We start from the raw sequence: 14,407 nt of genomic DNA, 5'->3' as shown, positions 1-14,407 counted from the left end.
CTTCCCGCGCCGCTCACTGCGTACCCCCGGTCTTGGCAGCGAGCGCCGCGTCCCACCACCAGATGTCCGGGAAGCCGAAGGAATATTCGGGCAGCTTCTCCGGGCGGCCGAAGCGGTTCCAGCGGGCGGTGCGGGTGGCCGGGTAGTTCCAGCTCGGGATCACATAGTCATGCGCCAGCAGCACGCGGTCGAGCGCGTGGGTGGCAGCGACCAGTTCCTCGCGGTCCTTGGCGTAAATCACCTTCTCGATCAGCGCGTCGATACCGGGATCCTTGATGCCGGCATAATTGGACGAGCCCTCGCGGTCGGCCGCCGCCGAACCCCAGAAATCGCGCTGCTCGTTGCCGGGCGAGAGCGACTGGCCCCAGCCGGTGATGATGATGTCGAAGTCGCGGGCGCGCAGCCGGTTGATGTATTGCGAGATGTCGACCTGGCGGACGTTCACGGTGATGCCGAGGCGCTCCAGAGTCGGCTTGTAGAACAGTGCGACACGCTCGAAGGCGGGGCTGGCCAGCAGGAACTCGATGGTGAAGGGCTCGCCCTTGGCGTTCACCAGCTTGCCGCCCTTGATCTCGTAGCCGGCCTCGCGAAGCAGCTTCGCCGCTTCGCGCAGATTGGCGCGGCGCACATCCTCGCCGCCGGCGGGGGGATTTTCGTAGGGCTGGGTAAAGACGCTGGCGGGCACCTGGTCCTTCACGCTCTGAAGGATTTCCAGCTCCTTGCCGGTCGGCAGACCAGAGGAGGCGAGCTCGGTGTTCTGGAAATAGCTCGACGTGCGCTTGTACTGGCCGAAGAACAGGGTGCGGTTCATGCCGTCGAAATCGAGCGCGTAGTTCAGCGCCCGGCGCACGCGCTGGTCCTGGAACTTCTCGCGGCGCAGGTTCGGCACGAAGGCCTGCATGGAGCCCGAGGCACGGTCGGGGAACTCTTCGAGCACCACCTTGCCAGCCTTTACCGCCGGGAAATCATACGCGGTCGCCCAATCCTTGGCCGACGTCTCGACGCGGAAATCGTACTGGTCGCCCTTGAAGGCTTCGAGCTCTACCGTGTTGTCGCGGAAATACTCGTAGCGCTGCTCGGCGAAATTGTTCGTGCCGATGTTCACGGGCAGATCGGCGCCCCAGTAGTCCGGCACCCGCTCGAAAGAGATCGAACGGCCGGGGGTGACCTGCTTCACCTTGTAGGGGCCGGAGCCGAGCGGGATCTCCAGCGTGCCCTGGCTGATGTCGCGCGGCTTGCCGTTGGCGTCCGTGCCGGTCCACCAGTGCTTGGGCATGACGCGGATCTGGCCGACGATCTGCGGCAGCTCGCGGTTCCCCGCCTGGTCGAAGGTGAAGGTCACCTCGCGCTCGCCCGTCTTCGCCGCCGACTTCACATGGCTGTAGTAATAGGCCTGACGCGGGTTGTTCTTGGTCAGTTGCTCGAAAGACCACACCACGTCGTCCGCCGTCACCGGCTGGCCGTCGTGCCACTTTGCCTCGGGGCGCAGACGGTAGGTGACGGAGGAGAAGTCGGCGGGGTAGCTGACCGCCTCGGCGAGCAGGCCATATTCGGTCGCCACCTCGTCATAGGCGGTGGTCATCAGCGTGTCGTAGATAAGCTGGAGCCCGGACGCCGGCGTGCCGCGCGGCACGATGTCGTTCAGCGAATCGAAGGTGCCGTCGACCGAGAGACGCAGCAGGCCGGCCTTCGGCGCCTGCGGGTTCACATAGTCGAAATGCTTGAAATCGGCCGGGTATTTCGGCTGCCCCATCAGTGACAGGCCGTGCCGCCACTGCGGCGCCGACGGCGCCGTGCCCTCCTGCGCCATCAACGGCGCAGCCGTCAGGCACAGGCCGAGCAGAACGGCGGCGAGCGCGGGCAGCCTCCCCGCCGGCAGCCTCCCCGCCGGACGCCGGGCGGCGGGGGCGGAAGCGGAGATGTCGGGGCGACGGGGCCGGTTCTGCATGCACATATCCCTCTTGCACGTCCTTGCACGTCGATGCGGGCGCATCCGTTCCACAATACCGATCGCCGACGCTTTGGCGACGATCGGGAACGGCAACTATGAAGGGCGCGCTTCGGAAAAGAATAAGGCCGGCGACGCATTGCGTCGCCGGCCTGACGTGATCGTGAAAAAAGCGCGCCCTGCGGCGCGCCTTTTCTCAGGGAGTCGTGGGCGCTGCCGGAGCCGGCGTCTCGGGAGCCGGCGCGGGGGGCGCCGCCTCGGGAGCCGGAGCCGCAGGTGCTTCCGGCGCGGGAGCCGGAGTGGCCTCGGGCGCGGGCGCCGGGGCAACGGCAGGGGCTTCCGGAGCCGGGGCGGCAGGAGCCGGAGCAGCCGCCGGCGCGGGAGCGGCGGGCGCCGGCTCGGCAGCCGCAGGAGCGGCGGCCGGGGCGGCCTCCTCGGGCTTGGGCAGCGGCTGCGGGCTGTGCGAGAGCGTGTTCAGATAGACCAGAAGGTCGGCGCGCTCGGTGTCCTTGGCGATGCCGGCGAAGCCCATCGCGGTGCCGGGAACATCGGCCTTCGGGTTCTTGATGAAGTCGGACAGGTCCTGGAAGGTCCAGTTGCCGCCATGCGCCTTCAGCGCGGCGGAATAGGCGAAACCTTCCGCGCTGGCGACCGGGCGGCCAACGACTCCGTAGAGGTCCGGACCGACCTTGGCGCCGGCGCCTTCGACGAAGTTGTGGCAGGCGGCGCACTTCTTGGCGACGGCCGCGCCCTTCTCGGGGCTCGCGGAGGCGAGCAGCAGGGGAAGCGGCACGACGGACGGGGCGGCCTCGGCCTGGCCCGTCAGTTCCTCCTGCACGGCGATCTCGAAACCGGCCTTCTCAGGCGCATGGCTGGAGAACAGGATGTCGGCGAACACGTTCAGGCCGAGCGTGAAGGTGAGCACACCCAGAACCGCACCAGCAATCTTGTTCAGCTCGAAGCTGTCCATCGAAATATTAGCTCCCTCACCCGACGCGGCGACCATCCGGCTGGCCCGCCAACGCCCCGCGCGCAAATGTAACAGCCGCCTGCGTCGACCGCCAATGGCGCGGCGGAACTAATCATTTTGACGGTTGCCGTGCAACCCGTATAAGCGCGCCGCGGTGCTACGTTTCGCCACCCTGAGGGCCGGCGCGCGGGCGCGCTATGTGACGGTGACAAGGCCCTGAAATGTCCGCCCAGGACACACTTATTCTTATTCCAGCCCGCATGGCCTCAACCCGGCTGCCGGGAAAGCCGCTCGCCGACCTCGGCGGCCGGCCGATGATCGTCGAGGTGGCGCGGCGTTCCGCCGCGGCGCAGATCGGCCGCGTGGTGGTGGCGACCGACGACGAGGACGTGCGCAAAGCGGTGGAAAACGCCGGATTCGCCGTCGTCATGACCCGCCCCGACCACGCCTCGGGCTCCGACCGCATCTTCGAGGCGCTTGGCCATGTCGACCCGGATGGCCGCGCCACGCGCATCGTCAACGTGCAGGGCGACCTGCCGACCATCGACCCGGCGCTGATCCGCGCCGCCGTCGACCTCATCGACGATCCGATGGTGGATATCGGCACGCTGACCGCCGAGATCACCGACCCGCACGAACGCACCAACCCCAACGTGGTGAAGGTGATCGGCAGCCCGGTCGCGCCCCGCCGGCTGCGCGCGCTGTATTTCTCCCGCGCCACTGCCCCGCATGGCGAGGGCCCGCTGTTCCACCATATCGGCCTTTATGCCTACCGGCGGGCGGCGCTGGAGCGATTCGTCGCGCTGCCGCCTTCGCCGCTGGAGAGCCGCGAGAAGCTGGAGCAGCTTCGCGCGCTGGAGGCCGGCATGCGGATCGACGTCGCCATCGTCGATACCGTCCCGCTCGGCGTCGACACGCCGGAGGATCTGGACAAGGCGCGCGCTTTTCTCGCGCGTGAAACGAGCCTGACAGGAACGCCGTCATGACCAGCCGCCGCACCATCGTCTTCCAGGGCGAGCCGGGCGCGAACTCGCACATCGCCTGCCGCGAGGTCTATCCCGACCACGAGGTGGTGCCCTGCCCCACTTTCGAAGACGCCTTCGCGCAGCTGCAGAATGGCGAGGCCGATCTCGGCATGATCCCGATCGAGAATTCGGTCGCCGGCCGGGTGGCGGACATCCACCACCTGATGCCGACCTCCGGGCTCACCATCATCGGCGAGTTCTTCCTGCCGCTGTCGCACCAGCTGATGGCGATTCCCGGCGCCACGCTGGCGACGGTGAAGTCGGCGGAAAGCCATGTCATGGCGCTCGGCCAGTGCCGCAACATCATCCGCAAGCTGGGGCTCAAGGCCATCGTCGGCGCCGACACCGCCGGCTCGGCCCGCCTCGTCGCCGAGGCGCAGGACCCCACCCGCGCGGCCATCGCCTCACGGCTGGCGGCGGAGATCTACGGGCTCGACATCATCGCCGAGAACATCGAGGACGAGGCGCACAACACCACGCGCTTCATCATCCTCGCCAAGGAGGGCGACTGGGCGCCGGCCAATAACGGGCCGACGGTGACCACCTTCGTGTTCCGCGTGCGCAACGTACCGGCGGCGCTCTACAAGGCGCTGGGCGGCTTCGCCACCAATGGCGTGAACATGACGAAGCTGGAATCCTACCAGCTCGACGGCGAGTTCTTCGCCACCCAGTTCTACGCCGATGTCGACGGCCACCCGGACGATCCCGGCCTGAAGCTGGCGCTGGAGGAACTGTCGTTCTTTTCGAAGGAAGTGCGGATTCTGGGCGTCTACCCCGCGCACGCCTACCGCGTCGCGCTGCGGGCGTAGTCCCGCCCATTGTTCACGTCATCCCGGCCGAGCGTAGCGAGAGCCGGGATCGGCCTCCATGACGTCATGCGATCCCGGATCGGCCTGCGGCCGTCCGGGATGACCCACCCTCCGGAGGCTATTCCGCCGCGGCGCTGCCGGCGGCGCGCTCCTCGGCGTCCTCGATGGTCTTCAGCGCGTCGGGGTGCGGCATCGAGATGATGTTGTAGCCGGAATCGACAAAGTGCACCTCGCCGGTGACGCCCGTCGACAGGTCGGACAGCAGATAGAGCGCGGCGCCGCCCACCTCGTCGATGGTGACGGTGCGGCGCAGCGGGGCGTGGCGCTTCTGGTAATTGAACATCAGCCGCGCATCGGCGATGCCCGCCCCCGCCAGCGTGCGGATCGGACCGGCCGAGATCGCGTTCACGCGGACGCCCTGCGGGCCGTAATCGGCCGCGAGATAACGCACGCTCGCCTCCAGCGCCGCCTTGGCCACACCCATGACGTTGTAGTTCGGCATGACGCGGGTGGAGCCGCCATAGGTCAGCGTGATCAGCGAGCCGCCATCCGGCATCAGGGCCGCAGCGCGCTTGGCGAGCTCGGTGAAGGAGAAGCAGGAGATCACCATGGTGCGGGTGAAATTGGCGCGCGTGGTGTCGGCGTAGCGGCCCTTCAGCTCGTTCTTGTCGGAGAAGCCAATGGCGTGGACGAGGAAGTCCAGCGTGCCCCACTTCTCCTTCAGCGCCTCGAAGGTGACGTCGACCGAGGCGATGTCCTCGACGTCGCAGGCGAGCACCGTGTCGCTGCCGAGCTGCTCGGCGAGCGGCTTCACCCGGCGGCCGAGCGCCTCGCCCTGATAGGTGAAGGCGAGCTCGGCGCCCTGAGCGGCCAGCGACTTGGCGATGCCCCAGGCGATCGAGTGATCGTTCGCGACGCCCATGATCAGGCCGCGCTTGCCCTGCATCAGGCTCATGCTCGATGTTCCTTCCGCTCGGGCGCTCACGCCGCTTCGGGATGCTGCAGCACCAGCACGGCGTTGGTGCCGCCGAAGCCGAAGCCGTTGGAGAGCACGCGACCGAGATTCGCATTGTCGACGCGCTCGCGCACGATCGGCATGTCGGCGAAGGCGGGGTCGATTTCGTCGATATGGGCGCTGGCGGCGATGAAGCCGTTCTGCATCATCAGGATCGAATAGATCGCCTCATGCACGCCGGTCGCGCCCTGCGAATGGCCGGTGAGCGACTTGGTGGCCGAGATCGGCGGCGCCTTGTCACCAAACACGGCACGGATCGCCTCGATCTCCTTGAGATCGCCGATCGGGGTCGAGGTGGCGTGCGGGTTGATGTAGTCGATGCCGGCGCCGCCGGCCTCCTGCAGCGCGAGGCGCATGGCGCGGGCCGCGCCCTCGCCCGAAGGGGCCACCATGTCGGCGCCGTCCGAGGTCGCGCCATAGCCGACGACCTCGGCATAGATGCGCGCGCCGCGCGCCTTCGCATGCTCCAGTTCCTCGAGCACCAGCACGCCCGCGCCGCCGGAGATCACGAAGCCGTCGCGATTCTTGTCATAGGGGCGCGAGGCGACCGCCGGGCGGTCATTATAGTCGGACGACATGGCGCCCATGGCGTCGAACAGGCAGGACAGCGTCCAGTCGAGATCCTCGCAGCCGCCGGCGAAGATGATGTCCTGCTTGCCCCAGCGAATCTGCTCGGCGGCGTTGCCGATGCAGATGTTGGTCGTCGCGCAGGCGGCCGAGATGGAATAGCTCGCGCCCTTGATCTTGAACCAGGTCGAGAGGGTGGCGGACGCCGTCGAGCCCATGGCCTTGGGCACCGCGAAGGGGCCGACGCGCTTGGGGCTATTGTTCTTGCGGGTGATGTCCGCCGCTTCGACGATGGTGCGGGTCGAGGAACCGCCCGAGCCCATGATGAGGCCGGTGCGCTCGTTGGAAACCTCATGCTCCTCAAGCCCCGCGTCGCGGATCGCCTGATCCATGGCGACATGGTTCCACGCTGTGCCGCCGCCGTGGAAGCGCATGGCGCGGCGGTCGACGATCTCGCTGGCGTCGAGCTGGGGCGCGCCGAAGACCTGGCTGCGGAAGCCGAGTTCGGCGTAGCTCTCGCTGCGGGTGATGCCGCTCTTGCCCTCGCGCAGCGAGGCGAGCACCTCCTGCGTGGAGTTGCCGATCGACGAGACGATGCCCATTCCGGTTACGACAACGCGGCGCATAGGCTTCCTTTCCTTCAGTGCAGGCGAGATGGCACCGCGCGAGATGGCACCGCGAAGGGCGCCCCGCAAGGGCCGCAGGTGACGCGCGGCTCAGGCCTGGAACAGACCGACCTTGAGATCGCTCGCGCGGTAGATCACTTCGCCATCGGCCTCCAGCCAGCCATCGGCAATGCCAAGCACCAGCTTCGAGCGCATGACGCGCTTGAAGTCGATGCCGTAGACCACCTTCTTCACGCTGGGCAGCACCTGACCGGAAAACTTGATCTCACCGGCGCCGAGCGCGCGCCCGCGCCCCGGGGCACCGAGCCAGCCGAGATGGAAGCCGACGAGCTGCCACAGCGCGTCGAGGCCCAGGCAGCCCGGCATGACGGGATCGCCGATGAAGTGGCAGCCGAAGAACCAGAGCTCCGGCTTCACGTCGAGCTCGGCGCGCACATGGCCCTTGCCGTTCGGCCCGCCGGTCTCGGAAATCTCGGTGATGCGGTCGAACATCAGCATCGGCGGCGCGGGAAGCTGCGCGTTGCCCGGCCCGAAAAGCTCGCCGCGCCCGCACGCCAGCAGTTCCTCGTAAGTGAAGCTCGTCTGCCGCTCGACCATCGTATCGGTGTTACCCACGCTTGCCACTTTCTTTGCTTTGAGCGGCCTCGCCGCCGGCTCCCCTCCCGGCAGCGGTCGCGGGGGCAACGCCCCGGCCGGCCGCCGATCGCTCGGCGCTTCCTATCACAGCGTCCTGCCCCATCAAAGCCGTCGGCGCGGCGGGCGCGCCAATCAAAATGTCACGGGTGTGACGGAGCCGGCACGAAGAGGGCACATGCCCCCCGCGCGCCGGGATACCGGCACAGATTGGAACGATTACGATTATCCGCCGCGATATTGCCCCTGCGCTTGGCGTGCAGATATAATCCCCGATGAAAAACGCATCGGCGCGGCCACGTGGGGACCTCGGTCCGGCGGCCGGCGACGGTGCAGGTATGTTGCGGATCGGCCGCGCCGGAGCCCGATGGCGCGCCGGACGGCCGGTTTACAATGGTTCGGAATGCAAGATGACTGAAGGCGTCCGCCCTCACAACATTGCCGTCTCCCGCGTCCTCATCGAGGATGACGAGCCCGTGCTTCCGGTCGCCCGGCTGCGCGACGGCGCCGGCACGAGCCGCACCGGCTGCCCGTTCCACGACGTGCGCCACATGCTCCGCGACGTCGGCCTGCGCCCGACCCGCCAGCGCCTTGCGCTCGGCTGGCTGCTCTTCGCCAAGGGCGACCGCCATGTGTCGGCGGAAATCCTGCACGAGGAGGCGATCAAGGCGCGCTTCCCGGTCTCGCTGGCCACCGTCTACAACACGCTGCACCAGTTCACCGAGGTCGGGCTGCTGCGCGAACTGGCGGTCGACGGCTCGAAGACCTATTTCGACACCAACCCCTCCGACCACCACCACTTCTTCCTCGAGGGCGAGAACAACCTCGTCGACATCCCGAGCGCGGCGGTGGAAGTCGAGCGCGTGCCCGAGCCGCCGGAAGGCTACGAGATCGCCCGCGTCGACGTGGTGGTGCGCCTGCGCCCCAAGCGCCGGGGCTGATCCCCGCGACCGATCCCGCGCCAGCCTGCCCCGAATTCACGCCCCGGTCCTTCGCCGGGGCGTTTCGTTTGAGCCCGCCTCGCTGCCCTACCCCCTTGCCGACCCCATCGCCGGTGCTATCGTCCGCCCGCCATATAGTTGGGGGGACTCTCATGCGTGCCTATGTCATCGCGTCCGCGTTGCTGTTGATGTCGACAGGACTCTCGCAGGCGCAGGAGCCGCCGAATCTGGTCGGAACGTGGAAGGGCATGGCGCAGGCCGTCGGCATCGGCCCGACGCCCTATCGCCTGCCCGACGGGCCGGGGCCGGTATTCTTCGACAAGGAGATGGAGTTCACCTACACGATCACCGAGCAGCACGGCGCGCGCTTCATCGGCAATATGAGCTCGGGCAGCGGCAAGGAAACGCTGATCGGTGCGCTGCAGGCGCCGGCTTTCACCTCCGGCACCATGCTCGACGATGACGGGCGCTACAGCGTGAGCGTGCGCGACGCCGGCACCATCGACGTCTGCTACGACCACCTCTACCCCAAGAACAAGGTCGTCTCCTGCTTCACGCTGAAGAAGCAGTAGGGCGGCGTCAGCCCGCCCGCAGGAAGGCCGCGAGGGCACGCAACGCGCCGCTCGCGGCCGGCTCCCCGGCCCGCCCGATCAGCACCACACGCGCCGGTGGCAGGCCGGGCAGGCCGAGACGCGGGCCGGCATCGGCGCTGCCGGGCGGGGCGAGATGGGCGGCGAGCGGCGCCACCGCCAGCCCGGCCGTCACCGCCGCCGATACCGAGGAAACGCTGCCGCCGACGAAAGCCTCCCGCCAGCCGATGCCGGCGCCATCCAGCGCGCGTATCGCCGTGGCCCGCACGCCGCAGGGGTGGGCAAGCAGGGCGAGCGGCAGCGGGGCGCCCTTAGGCGGCAGCGCGCCCGGCAGCGCAAACCAGCCATAGGCGTCGCGCCGCACCTCTTCGCCGTCGCGCCGGTCGCCCTCGCGGCGCACCAGCACGGCGTCGAGCTCGCCGGCGTCATAGGCGTCGAGCAGCGTGCGCGAAAAACCCATGCGCACCTCGAACACCACCTCCGGGCTCGCCGCCGCCACCCGGCGCAGCAGGGCGGGCAGCGTGTCGCCGGTGGTGTGATCGGAAATGCCGAGGCGCAGCCGCGCCGGCCCCGCCGCCTGCCACACCCGCGCCTCGCGGTCGGCGGCCAGCAGCCGCCGCGCCCGCTCCAGAAAGGCGGCGCCGTCGGCGGTGAGGCGGACATGGCGCGGCGAACGCTCCAGCAGCGGGCGACCGAGCCGCTCCTCCAGCCTGCGCAGCCGCAGGCTCACCGCTGCCTGCGTGGTGCCCAGCGTCTCGGCGGCGCGGGTAAAGCTCGCCAGTTCCGCCACCCGCACGAAGGCCTGCACAAGTTCGAGGTCCAGTGGCCGCTCGATCATATCCGTTCATTATCACTGATAGATAAAATGATATGATTATCTTATCTAAGGGAACGTCGTAGGCAATCCTCCTCAACCGATGAAGGAGGCCGACATGCCGATGATCCAGATCAGATTCGCCGCCCCTGCCTCTTCCCCTGCGACCGGGCTTGAGGCCGGCATCGCCGCCCGAGCCGCCGCGCTCGCCGCGCAATGGCTGGGAAAGGATCCCACCGTCACCGCCGTGCTGGTCGAGCGGGCCGAGGCACATCACTGGTTTGTGGGCGGCCGCTCCCTCGCGCAGGAGGGCCTCGCCGCCTCCTGGCTCGATATCCGCGTGACCGAGGGTACCAACACCAAGGACGAGAAGGCCGCCTTCGTCGCAGCGACCTTCGCGGCGATGGCCGAACTGCTCGGCCCGCTGCACCCGGAAAGCTATGTCCATGTGGTGGAGGCGCGGGCGGATGCCTACGGCTATGGCGGGCTCACCCAGGAGCGCCGCTACATCGCCGCCCGCCCCGCGCCCGACAGCGCCAGACCCCGCAGCTAGGGCTATTCCACCTTCTCGCCGGGATAGACGCCCCAAAGGCGCTCCTGCTCGACGAAGCCGTCGAAGCCGCTCTCGAAGAAGTGGCACCAGCGCCCGTCGCAATGCTCGACCTTGCCCAGAACGCCCGGCTCCAGCCGGGCGCGCATGCTGGCGGAGCGGTTGGGCTCGGCATAGAGGGCGGTCGGCTCGCCGCCCTTCCAGGGGCTCACCAGCGCGGTGCGCCGGCCCGACAGCATCGAATGGTAGACCCAGCCCTCGGCGCCATCCGCGTCGCGGATGCGCCGCCAGTTCTCGAACTCGGCGGTGATCTCGACCGGCAGTCCGGCGCGGGTGAACACCCAGGCCACCGCATGGTCGCGGGTCGGGCCGGAGCGCACATTCACCTTGTCGGCCTTGATGCTGACGAAGCGCGGCACCGGCAACCCGCTGGTGCGCCCCACCGGGCCGCTCGCCTCTTCCGGGGCGGCCTCTTGCGCGCGCGCGCCGCCCGGCACTCCGACGAGGAGCCCGCCCAGCGTTAGAACGCCCAGTATATTTCGCAGCTTCATATTCCGCAGCTTCGCCCGGCCTCGAAGCCAGTCCTTACGCATCACCCGTTCACCCATTCGTCCACCGGCACGGCACGTTTTCCGGACAGATCCACACATGCCCAGACACGCCGGGCCACACGCCTGCACGCTGAATCGGTGCATTTTTGTGTTTCACCGACCCGTCTGCTAAGGAACGCTTCGCCCGGTCGGCGCGAGTGTGGGCCCGTAGCGTTAACGGGAGCTTGACCGCGGGCGGATTTGTACGGGGAGCGACATGGCCCGCAAGAAGCCGCTGGTGGTTGTGACGCGCCGGTTGCCCGACAAGATCGAAACCCGCATGCGCGAGCTGTTCGACGCCCGGCTGAACGTCGATGACGTTCCCATGAGCCAGGCCGCGCTGATCGAGGCCGCCGCCACCGCCGACGTGCTGGTGCCGGCGCTGACCGACCGCATCGACGCCCGGGTGATCGAGGCCGCCGGCCCGAACTTCAAGCTGATCGCCAATTTCGGCAATGGCGTCGATCATATCGACGTCGCCGCCGCCACCCAGCGCGGCATCGCCATCACCAACACGCCCGGCGTGCTGACCGAGGACACCGCCGACCTCACCATGGCGCTGATCCTCGCCGTGCCGCGCCGGCTCACCGAGGGCGCTGCGCTCATCACCAATGGCGACGGCAACTGGCCCGGCTGGTCGCCGACCTGGATGCTCGGCCACCGCATCTGGGGCAAGCGGCTCGGCATCATCGGCATGGGCCGCATCGGCCAGGCGGTGGCCCGCCGCGCGCGCGCCTTCGGCCTGCAGATCCACTACCACAACCGCCGCCCCCTCCCCGCCCATATCGAGGAGGAACTTGAGGCGACCTACTGGGACAGCCTCGACCAGATGCTGGCGCGCATGGACATCTTGTCCGTCAACTGCCCGCACACGCCGGCGACTTTCCACCTGCTCTCGGCGCGCCGGCTCAAGCTGGTGCGGCCCGACGCCTACATCGTCAACACCGCCCGCGGCGAGGTGATCGACGAGCACGCGCTGATCCGCATGATCGAGGCCGGCGAGATTGCCGGCGCGGGGCTCGACGTGTTCGAGCGCGAGCCGGCGGTGAGCCCGAAGCTGCTCAAGCTCGCCCGCTCCGGCAAGGTCGTGCTGCTGCCGCATATGGGCTCGGCGACCGTCGAGGCGCGCATCGACACCGGCGAGAAGGTGATCGTGAACATCCGCGCCTTCATGGACGGCCACCGCCTCCCCGACCGCGTGCTGCCCGCGATGCTGTGAGGCGGCGGGGCCTCAGCGCGGGTGCCCCGATAGATCCCTGATCGTCGGGTTCTCGCCGGTCAGCGGATTGTCCGGGTCCCAGCCATAGCTCAGCGTCTCGAAGCGCATGGAGCGGGTGTCAATCATCAAGAGCCGCCCCACCAGCCCCTCGCCGAAGGGCACGACGGCGCGGATCGCCTCCAGCGCCACCAGCGAACCGGCCACCCCGGCCACCGCGCCCAGAATGCCCGCCTCCGCGCAGCTCGGCACCGTGCCGGCCGGCGGCGGTTCGGGGAACAGGCAGCGATAGGTCGGGTTCGGCGTGCCGTCGGCGCCCTTCTCGTGCGGGCGCAGCGTCGTCACCGTGGCGTCGAAGCGCCCGAGCGCCGCCGTCACCAGCGGCCGCCCGGCGAGCGCGCAGGCGTCCGAGACGAGATAGCGCGTGGAGAAATTGTCCGAGCCGTCGATCACCACATCGACGCCCGCGACCATTTCCAGCGCGTTGCCGGCATCGATGCGCCCGGCAATGCCCTCGACGATCACATGCGGGTTGAGCGCGGCGATGAAGTCGGCGGCGCTCTCGATCTTCGGCCGGCCGATATCCGCCGTGGTGTGGACGACCTGCCGCTGCAGGTTCGACAGCGACACCACGTCGTCATCGACCACCACCAGCCGGCCGACACCGGCGGCGGCGAGATAGACCAGCGCGGGCGCGCCGAGGCCACCGGCCCCTACCACCAGCATGCTCGCCTTCTTCAGCTTCTGCTGGCCCGGCCCGCCAATCTCGCCGAGCACGAGATGGCGGGCGTAGCGTTCCACCTCCTCGGCCGAGAAGAAGGGCTTGCGCGCGGTGGCAGGGTTGCTGATGTCGGCGGGGGCATTGGTGCTCATCACCGCCGCTATATAGCAACGATCCATCGCCGCGCCACGCGCAGGCGGCCTCTGCGGCGCCGACGCCTGCCGAGGCTGACCGGAGCCGGTTGCCCACACCGGGCCGTTCGACTATGAAGACGCTGCATCGGTGCTCCGCGCGCCGCACGCACCCGTAGCTCAGCTGGATAGAGCGTTGCCCTCCGAAGGCAAAGGTCGCACGTTCGAATCGTGCCGGGTGCGCCAATTTTCTATTGTAAAATCAGGGCTTTATCAAAGCGCCCTTTCGGGGCTATACGCCTCTGACTTGCTGCGGAAGCTGACTGCAGCCTGTGGCAGCGGACCGTCGCGCAAAGCGGGCGGCGACGAGATTCGCGCATGCACCGCTACCCTCACGCTGCCCCCCAACACCTTGTTGAGGATCTGCGCTGCGAGGGAGGCTTCAATGCTGCGGTAGGAAACGACCGTGGTACATCGCGACTATAGGCGCGCCGGCCAGCAACGACGTTCTTCCTCACCTTGTCCATGTCGACGTTGGCATGGCCTTGACGCGGCGCGGAGGGGTGCACGGAATGGTATATACGGGATGCTCCCATATGCCAGCATACGCGGATGGCACGTCTCCCGTGCAGGGTTCGCCCTGCCGCTCGAGGACACATAGATGGCCCGCCGTACCTTCTTCTCCTTTCACTACCTGCCCGATGTCTGGCGGGCGATGAATGTCCGCAAGTGCCTGAAATTCATGCCCGAAGAGGCCGTCGACGGCTTCTTCGACAACAGCGTGTTTGAAGCATCGAAGCGCGAGAGCGAAGCCAGCCTCAAAGCTTTCCTCCGCGACGGCATGAAGAGCTCCTCCGTAACCTGCGTGCTGTCAGGTGCCCGCACCTCGGAACGCCGCTGGGTCCGCTACGAAATCGTGCGCGCGATTCTGAAAGGCAACGGTCTTCTCACCATCGATATCGACGGGGTCAAGAACGAAGGCGGCTACGTTGCGGACAAAGGGCGCGATCCTTTGAGCTGCGTCGGACTCTATAAGACGGACAACGGCATGTTCTTCGCAGAAGTCTCGAACGGTGAATGGATTAAATATGGCGACTACACGAGCGCCGTTCCCGCCACGTGCCTGTGGTTCGATCCGCCAAGTTCGGCCTCCGTCATTCCGCTGTCGGCACATTGCATGCGCTACGACTTCGCCACACAGAACGGACAGCAGAACATCGCCGGCTGGATCGAGACGGCAGCCGGTCTGGCCGGGCGTTGA

The 14,407-nt window shown here is 68.1% G+C and carries 15 protein-coding genes and 1 tRNA gene; 8 read left to right on the top strand and 8 right to left on the bottom strand.

The window, feature by feature from the left end; all coding sequences use genetic code 11:
* Nucleotides 1-13: 13 nt before the first annotated feature.
* Nucleotides 14-1,810: an extracellular solute-binding protein gene (locus tag MWN33_RS05330; protein WP_247199796.1), complete on the bottom strand. Its 1,797-nt coding sequence runs from the start codon at nt 1,808-1,810 to the stop codon at nt 14-16.
* Between the two features lie 334 nt (nt 1,811-2,144).
* Entirely contained in the window at nt 2,145-2,918 is a 774-nt protein-coding gene (locus MWN33_RS05325; protein ID WP_247199363.1) for a c-type cytochrome, read from the bottom strand.
* A 221-nt stretch (nt 2,919-3,139) separates the two neighbouring features.
* On the opposite strand from MWN33_RS05325, the gene MWN33_RS05320 reads away from it, so the two are divergent.
* Nucleotides 3,140-3,904 carry a 3-deoxy-manno-octulosonate cytidylyltransferase gene (locus tag MWN33_RS05320; protein WP_247199361.1) on the top strand — a complete coding sequence of 255 codons (765 nt, stop codon included), beginning with the start codon at nt 3,140-3,142 and terminating at the stop codon, nt 3,902-3,904.
* Complete coding sequence (locus MWN33_RS05315; protein WP_247199359.1) at nt 3,901-4,752, top strand: prephenate dehydratase; 852 nt, start codon at nt 3,901-3,903, stop codon at nt 4,750-4,752. Before MWN33_RS05320 ends, MWN33_RS05315 begins: the two co-directional genes overlap by 4 nt.
* Nucleotides 4,753-4,870: 118 nt before the next feature.
* On the opposite strand, the gene fabI is transcribed toward MWN33_RS05315, so the two are convergent.
* The 3 genes from fabI to fabA form a co-directional block, all read right to left on the bottom strand.
* Nucleotides 4,871-5,707 (bottom strand): enoyl-ACP reductase FabI, encoded by an 837-nt coding sequence (gene fabI, locus MWN33_RS05310; RefSeq protein WP_247199357.1) that lies wholly within the window; start codon nt 5,705-5,707, stop codon nt 4,871-4,873.
* A 26-nt stretch (nt 5,708-5,733) separates the two neighbouring features.
* A complete protein-coding gene (gene fabB / locus MWN33_RS05305) occupies nt 5,734-6,960 on the bottom strand; it encodes a beta-ketoacyl-ACP synthase I (RefSeq protein ID WP_247199355.1) in 1,227 nt (408 codons plus the stop codon).
* A 90-nt stretch (nt 6,961-7,050) separates the two neighbouring features.
* The gene (fabA, locus tag MWN33_RS05300; protein WP_247199795.1) at nt 7,051-7,557 is read right to left on the bottom strand and encodes a 3-hydroxyacyl-[acyl-carrier-protein] dehydratase FabA; all 507 of its coding nucleotides are present in this window, start codon (nt 7,555-7,557) and stop codon (nt 7,051-7,053) included.
* 446 nt (nt 7,558-8,003) lie between these two features.
* Here fabA and irrA point away from each other — a divergent pair, with 446 nt between their 5' ends.
* Together irrA and MWN33_RS05290 are read left to right on the top strand one after the other, a co-directional pair.
* A complete protein-coding gene (irrA, locus tag MWN33_RS05295) occupies nt 8,004-8,534 on the top strand; it encodes an iron response transcriptional regulator IrrA (protein ID WP_281493571.1) in 531 nt (176 codons plus the stop codon).
* A 188-nt stretch (nt 8,535-8,722) separates the two neighbouring features.
* On the top strand, nt 8,723-9,106 hold the full coding sequence (locus tag MWN33_RS05290; RefSeq protein ID WP_247199353.1) for a hypothetical protein: 384 nt from the start codon (nt 8,723-8,725) through the stop codon (nt 9,104-9,106).
* 7 nt (nt 9,107-9,113) lie between these two features.
* Here the strand turns inward: MWN33_RS05290 and MWN33_RS05285 are convergent, their stop codons facing one another.
* Complete coding sequence (locus tag MWN33_RS05285; RefSeq protein ID WP_247199351.1) at nt 9,114-9,962, bottom strand: LysR family transcriptional regulator; 849 nt, start codon at nt 9,960-9,962, stop codon at nt 9,114-9,116.
* A 94-nt stretch (nt 9,963-10,056) separates the two neighbouring features.
* Between MWN33_RS05285 and MWN33_RS05280 the strand changes: the two genes are divergently transcribed.
* On the top strand, nt 10,057-10,491 hold the full coding sequence (locus tag MWN33_RS05280; protein WP_247199349.1) for a tautomerase family protein: 435 nt from the start codon (nt 10,057-10,059) through the stop codon (nt 10,489-10,491).
* A gap of 2 nt (nt 10,492-10,493) precedes the next feature.
* Here the strand turns inward: MWN33_RS05280 and MWN33_RS05275 are convergent, their stop codons facing one another.
* Complete coding sequence (locus tag MWN33_RS05275) at nt 10,494-11,039, bottom strand: SH3 domain-containing protein (RefSeq protein ID WP_247199347.1); 546 nt, start codon at nt 11,037-11,039, stop codon at nt 10,494-10,496.
* A 256-nt stretch (nt 11,040-11,295) separates the two neighbouring features.
* Between MWN33_RS05275 and MWN33_RS05270 the strand changes: the two genes are divergently transcribed.
* Nucleotides 11,296-12,297, top strand: coding sequence for a 2-hydroxyacid dehydrogenase (locus MWN33_RS05270; protein WP_247199345.1), 1,002 nt, complete (start codon nt 11,296-11,298; stop codon nt 12,295-12,297).
* A gap of 12 nt (nt 12,298-12,309) precedes the next feature.
* Here MWN33_RS05270 and MWN33_RS05265 read toward each other — a convergent pair whose 3' ends face one another.
* Entirely contained in the window at nt 12,310-13,167 is an 858-nt protein-coding gene (locus tag MWN33_RS05265) for a HesA/MoeB/ThiF family protein (RefSeq protein ID WP_247199344.1), read from the bottom strand.
* A gap of 148 nt (nt 13,168-13,315) precedes the next feature.
* Between MWN33_RS05265 and MWN33_RS05260 the strand changes: the two genes are divergently transcribed.
* Both MWN33_RS05260 and MWN33_RS05255 read left to right on the top strand, forming a co-directional pair.
* Nucleotides 13,316-13,392, top strand: a tRNA-Arg gene (locus MWN33_RS05260).
* 415 nt (nt 13,393-13,807) lie between these two features.
* Nucleotides 13,808-14,407: a TIR domain-containing protein gene (locus MWN33_RS05255; protein ID WP_247199343.1), complete on the top strand. Its 600-nt coding sequence runs from the start codon at nt 13,808-13,810 to the stop codon at nt 14,405-14,407.

This window comes from Ancylobacter koreensis (assembly GCF_023016525.1).
GTDB lineage: Bacteria > Pseudomonadota > Alphaproteobacteria > Rhizobiales > Xanthobacteraceae > Ancylobacter > Ancylobacter koreensis.
This window is presented reverse-complemented; position numbering and strand designations above follow the sequence as displayed.

Coding starts and splice junctions, on each gene's coding strand:
- MWN33_RS05320 (WP_247199361.1), top strand. CDS start 3,140: ATGTCCGCCCAGGACACACTTATTCTTATTCCAGCCCGCATGGCCTCA.
- irrA (WP_281493571.1), top strand. CDS start 8,004: ATGACTGAAGGCGTCCGCCCTCACAACATTGCCGTCTCCCGCGTCCTC.
- MWN33_RS05265 (WP_247199344.1), bottom strand. CDS start 13,167: ATGAGCACCAATGCCCCCGCCGACATCAGCAACCCTGCCACCGCGCGC.
- MWN33_RS05330 (WP_247199796.1), bottom strand. CDS start 1,810: ATGGCGCAGGAGGGCACGGCGCCGTCGGCGCCGCAGTGGCGGCACGGC.
- MWN33_RS05285 (WP_247199351.1), bottom strand. CDS start 9,962: ATGATCGAGCGGCCACTGGACCTCGAACTTGTGCAGGCCTTCGTGCGG.
- MWN33_RS05275 (WP_247199347.1), bottom strand. CDS start 11,039: ATGAAGCTGCGAAATATACTGGGCGTTCTAACGCTGGGCGGGCTCCTC.
- MWN33_RS05290 (WP_247199353.1), top strand. CDS start 8,723: ATGTCGACAGGACTCTCGCAGGCGCAGGAGCCGCCGAATCTGGTCGGA.
- fabB (WP_247199355.1), bottom strand. CDS start 6,960: ATGCGCCGCGTTGTCGTAACCGGAATGGGCATCGTCTCGTCGATCGGC.
- MWN33_RS05270 (WP_247199345.1), top strand. CDS start 11,296: ATGGCCCGCAAGAAGCCGCTGGTGGTTGTGACGCGCCGGTTGCCCGAC.
- MWN33_RS05315 (WP_247199359.1), top strand. CDS start 3,901: ATGACCAGCCGCCGCACCATCGTCTTCCAGGGCGAGCCGGGCGCGAAC.
- fabA (WP_247199795.1), bottom strand. CDS start 7,557: ATGGTCGAGCGGCAGACGAGCTTCACTTACGAGGAACTGCTGGCGTGC.
- fabI (WP_247199357.1), bottom strand. CDS start 5,707: ATGAGCCTGATGCAGGGCAAGCGCGGCCTGATCATGGGCGTCGCGAAC.
- MWN33_RS05255 (WP_247199343.1), top strand. CDS start 13,808: ATGGCCCGCCGTACCTTCTTCTCCTTTCACTACCTGCCCGATGTCTGG.
- MWN33_RS05325 (WP_247199363.1), bottom strand. CDS start 2,918: ATGGACAGCTTCGAGCTGAACAAGATTGCTGGTGCGGTTCTGGGTGTG.
- MWN33_RS05280 (WP_247199349.1), top strand. CDS start 10,057: ATGCCGATGATCCAGATCAGATTCGCCGCCCCTGCCTCTTCCCCTGCG.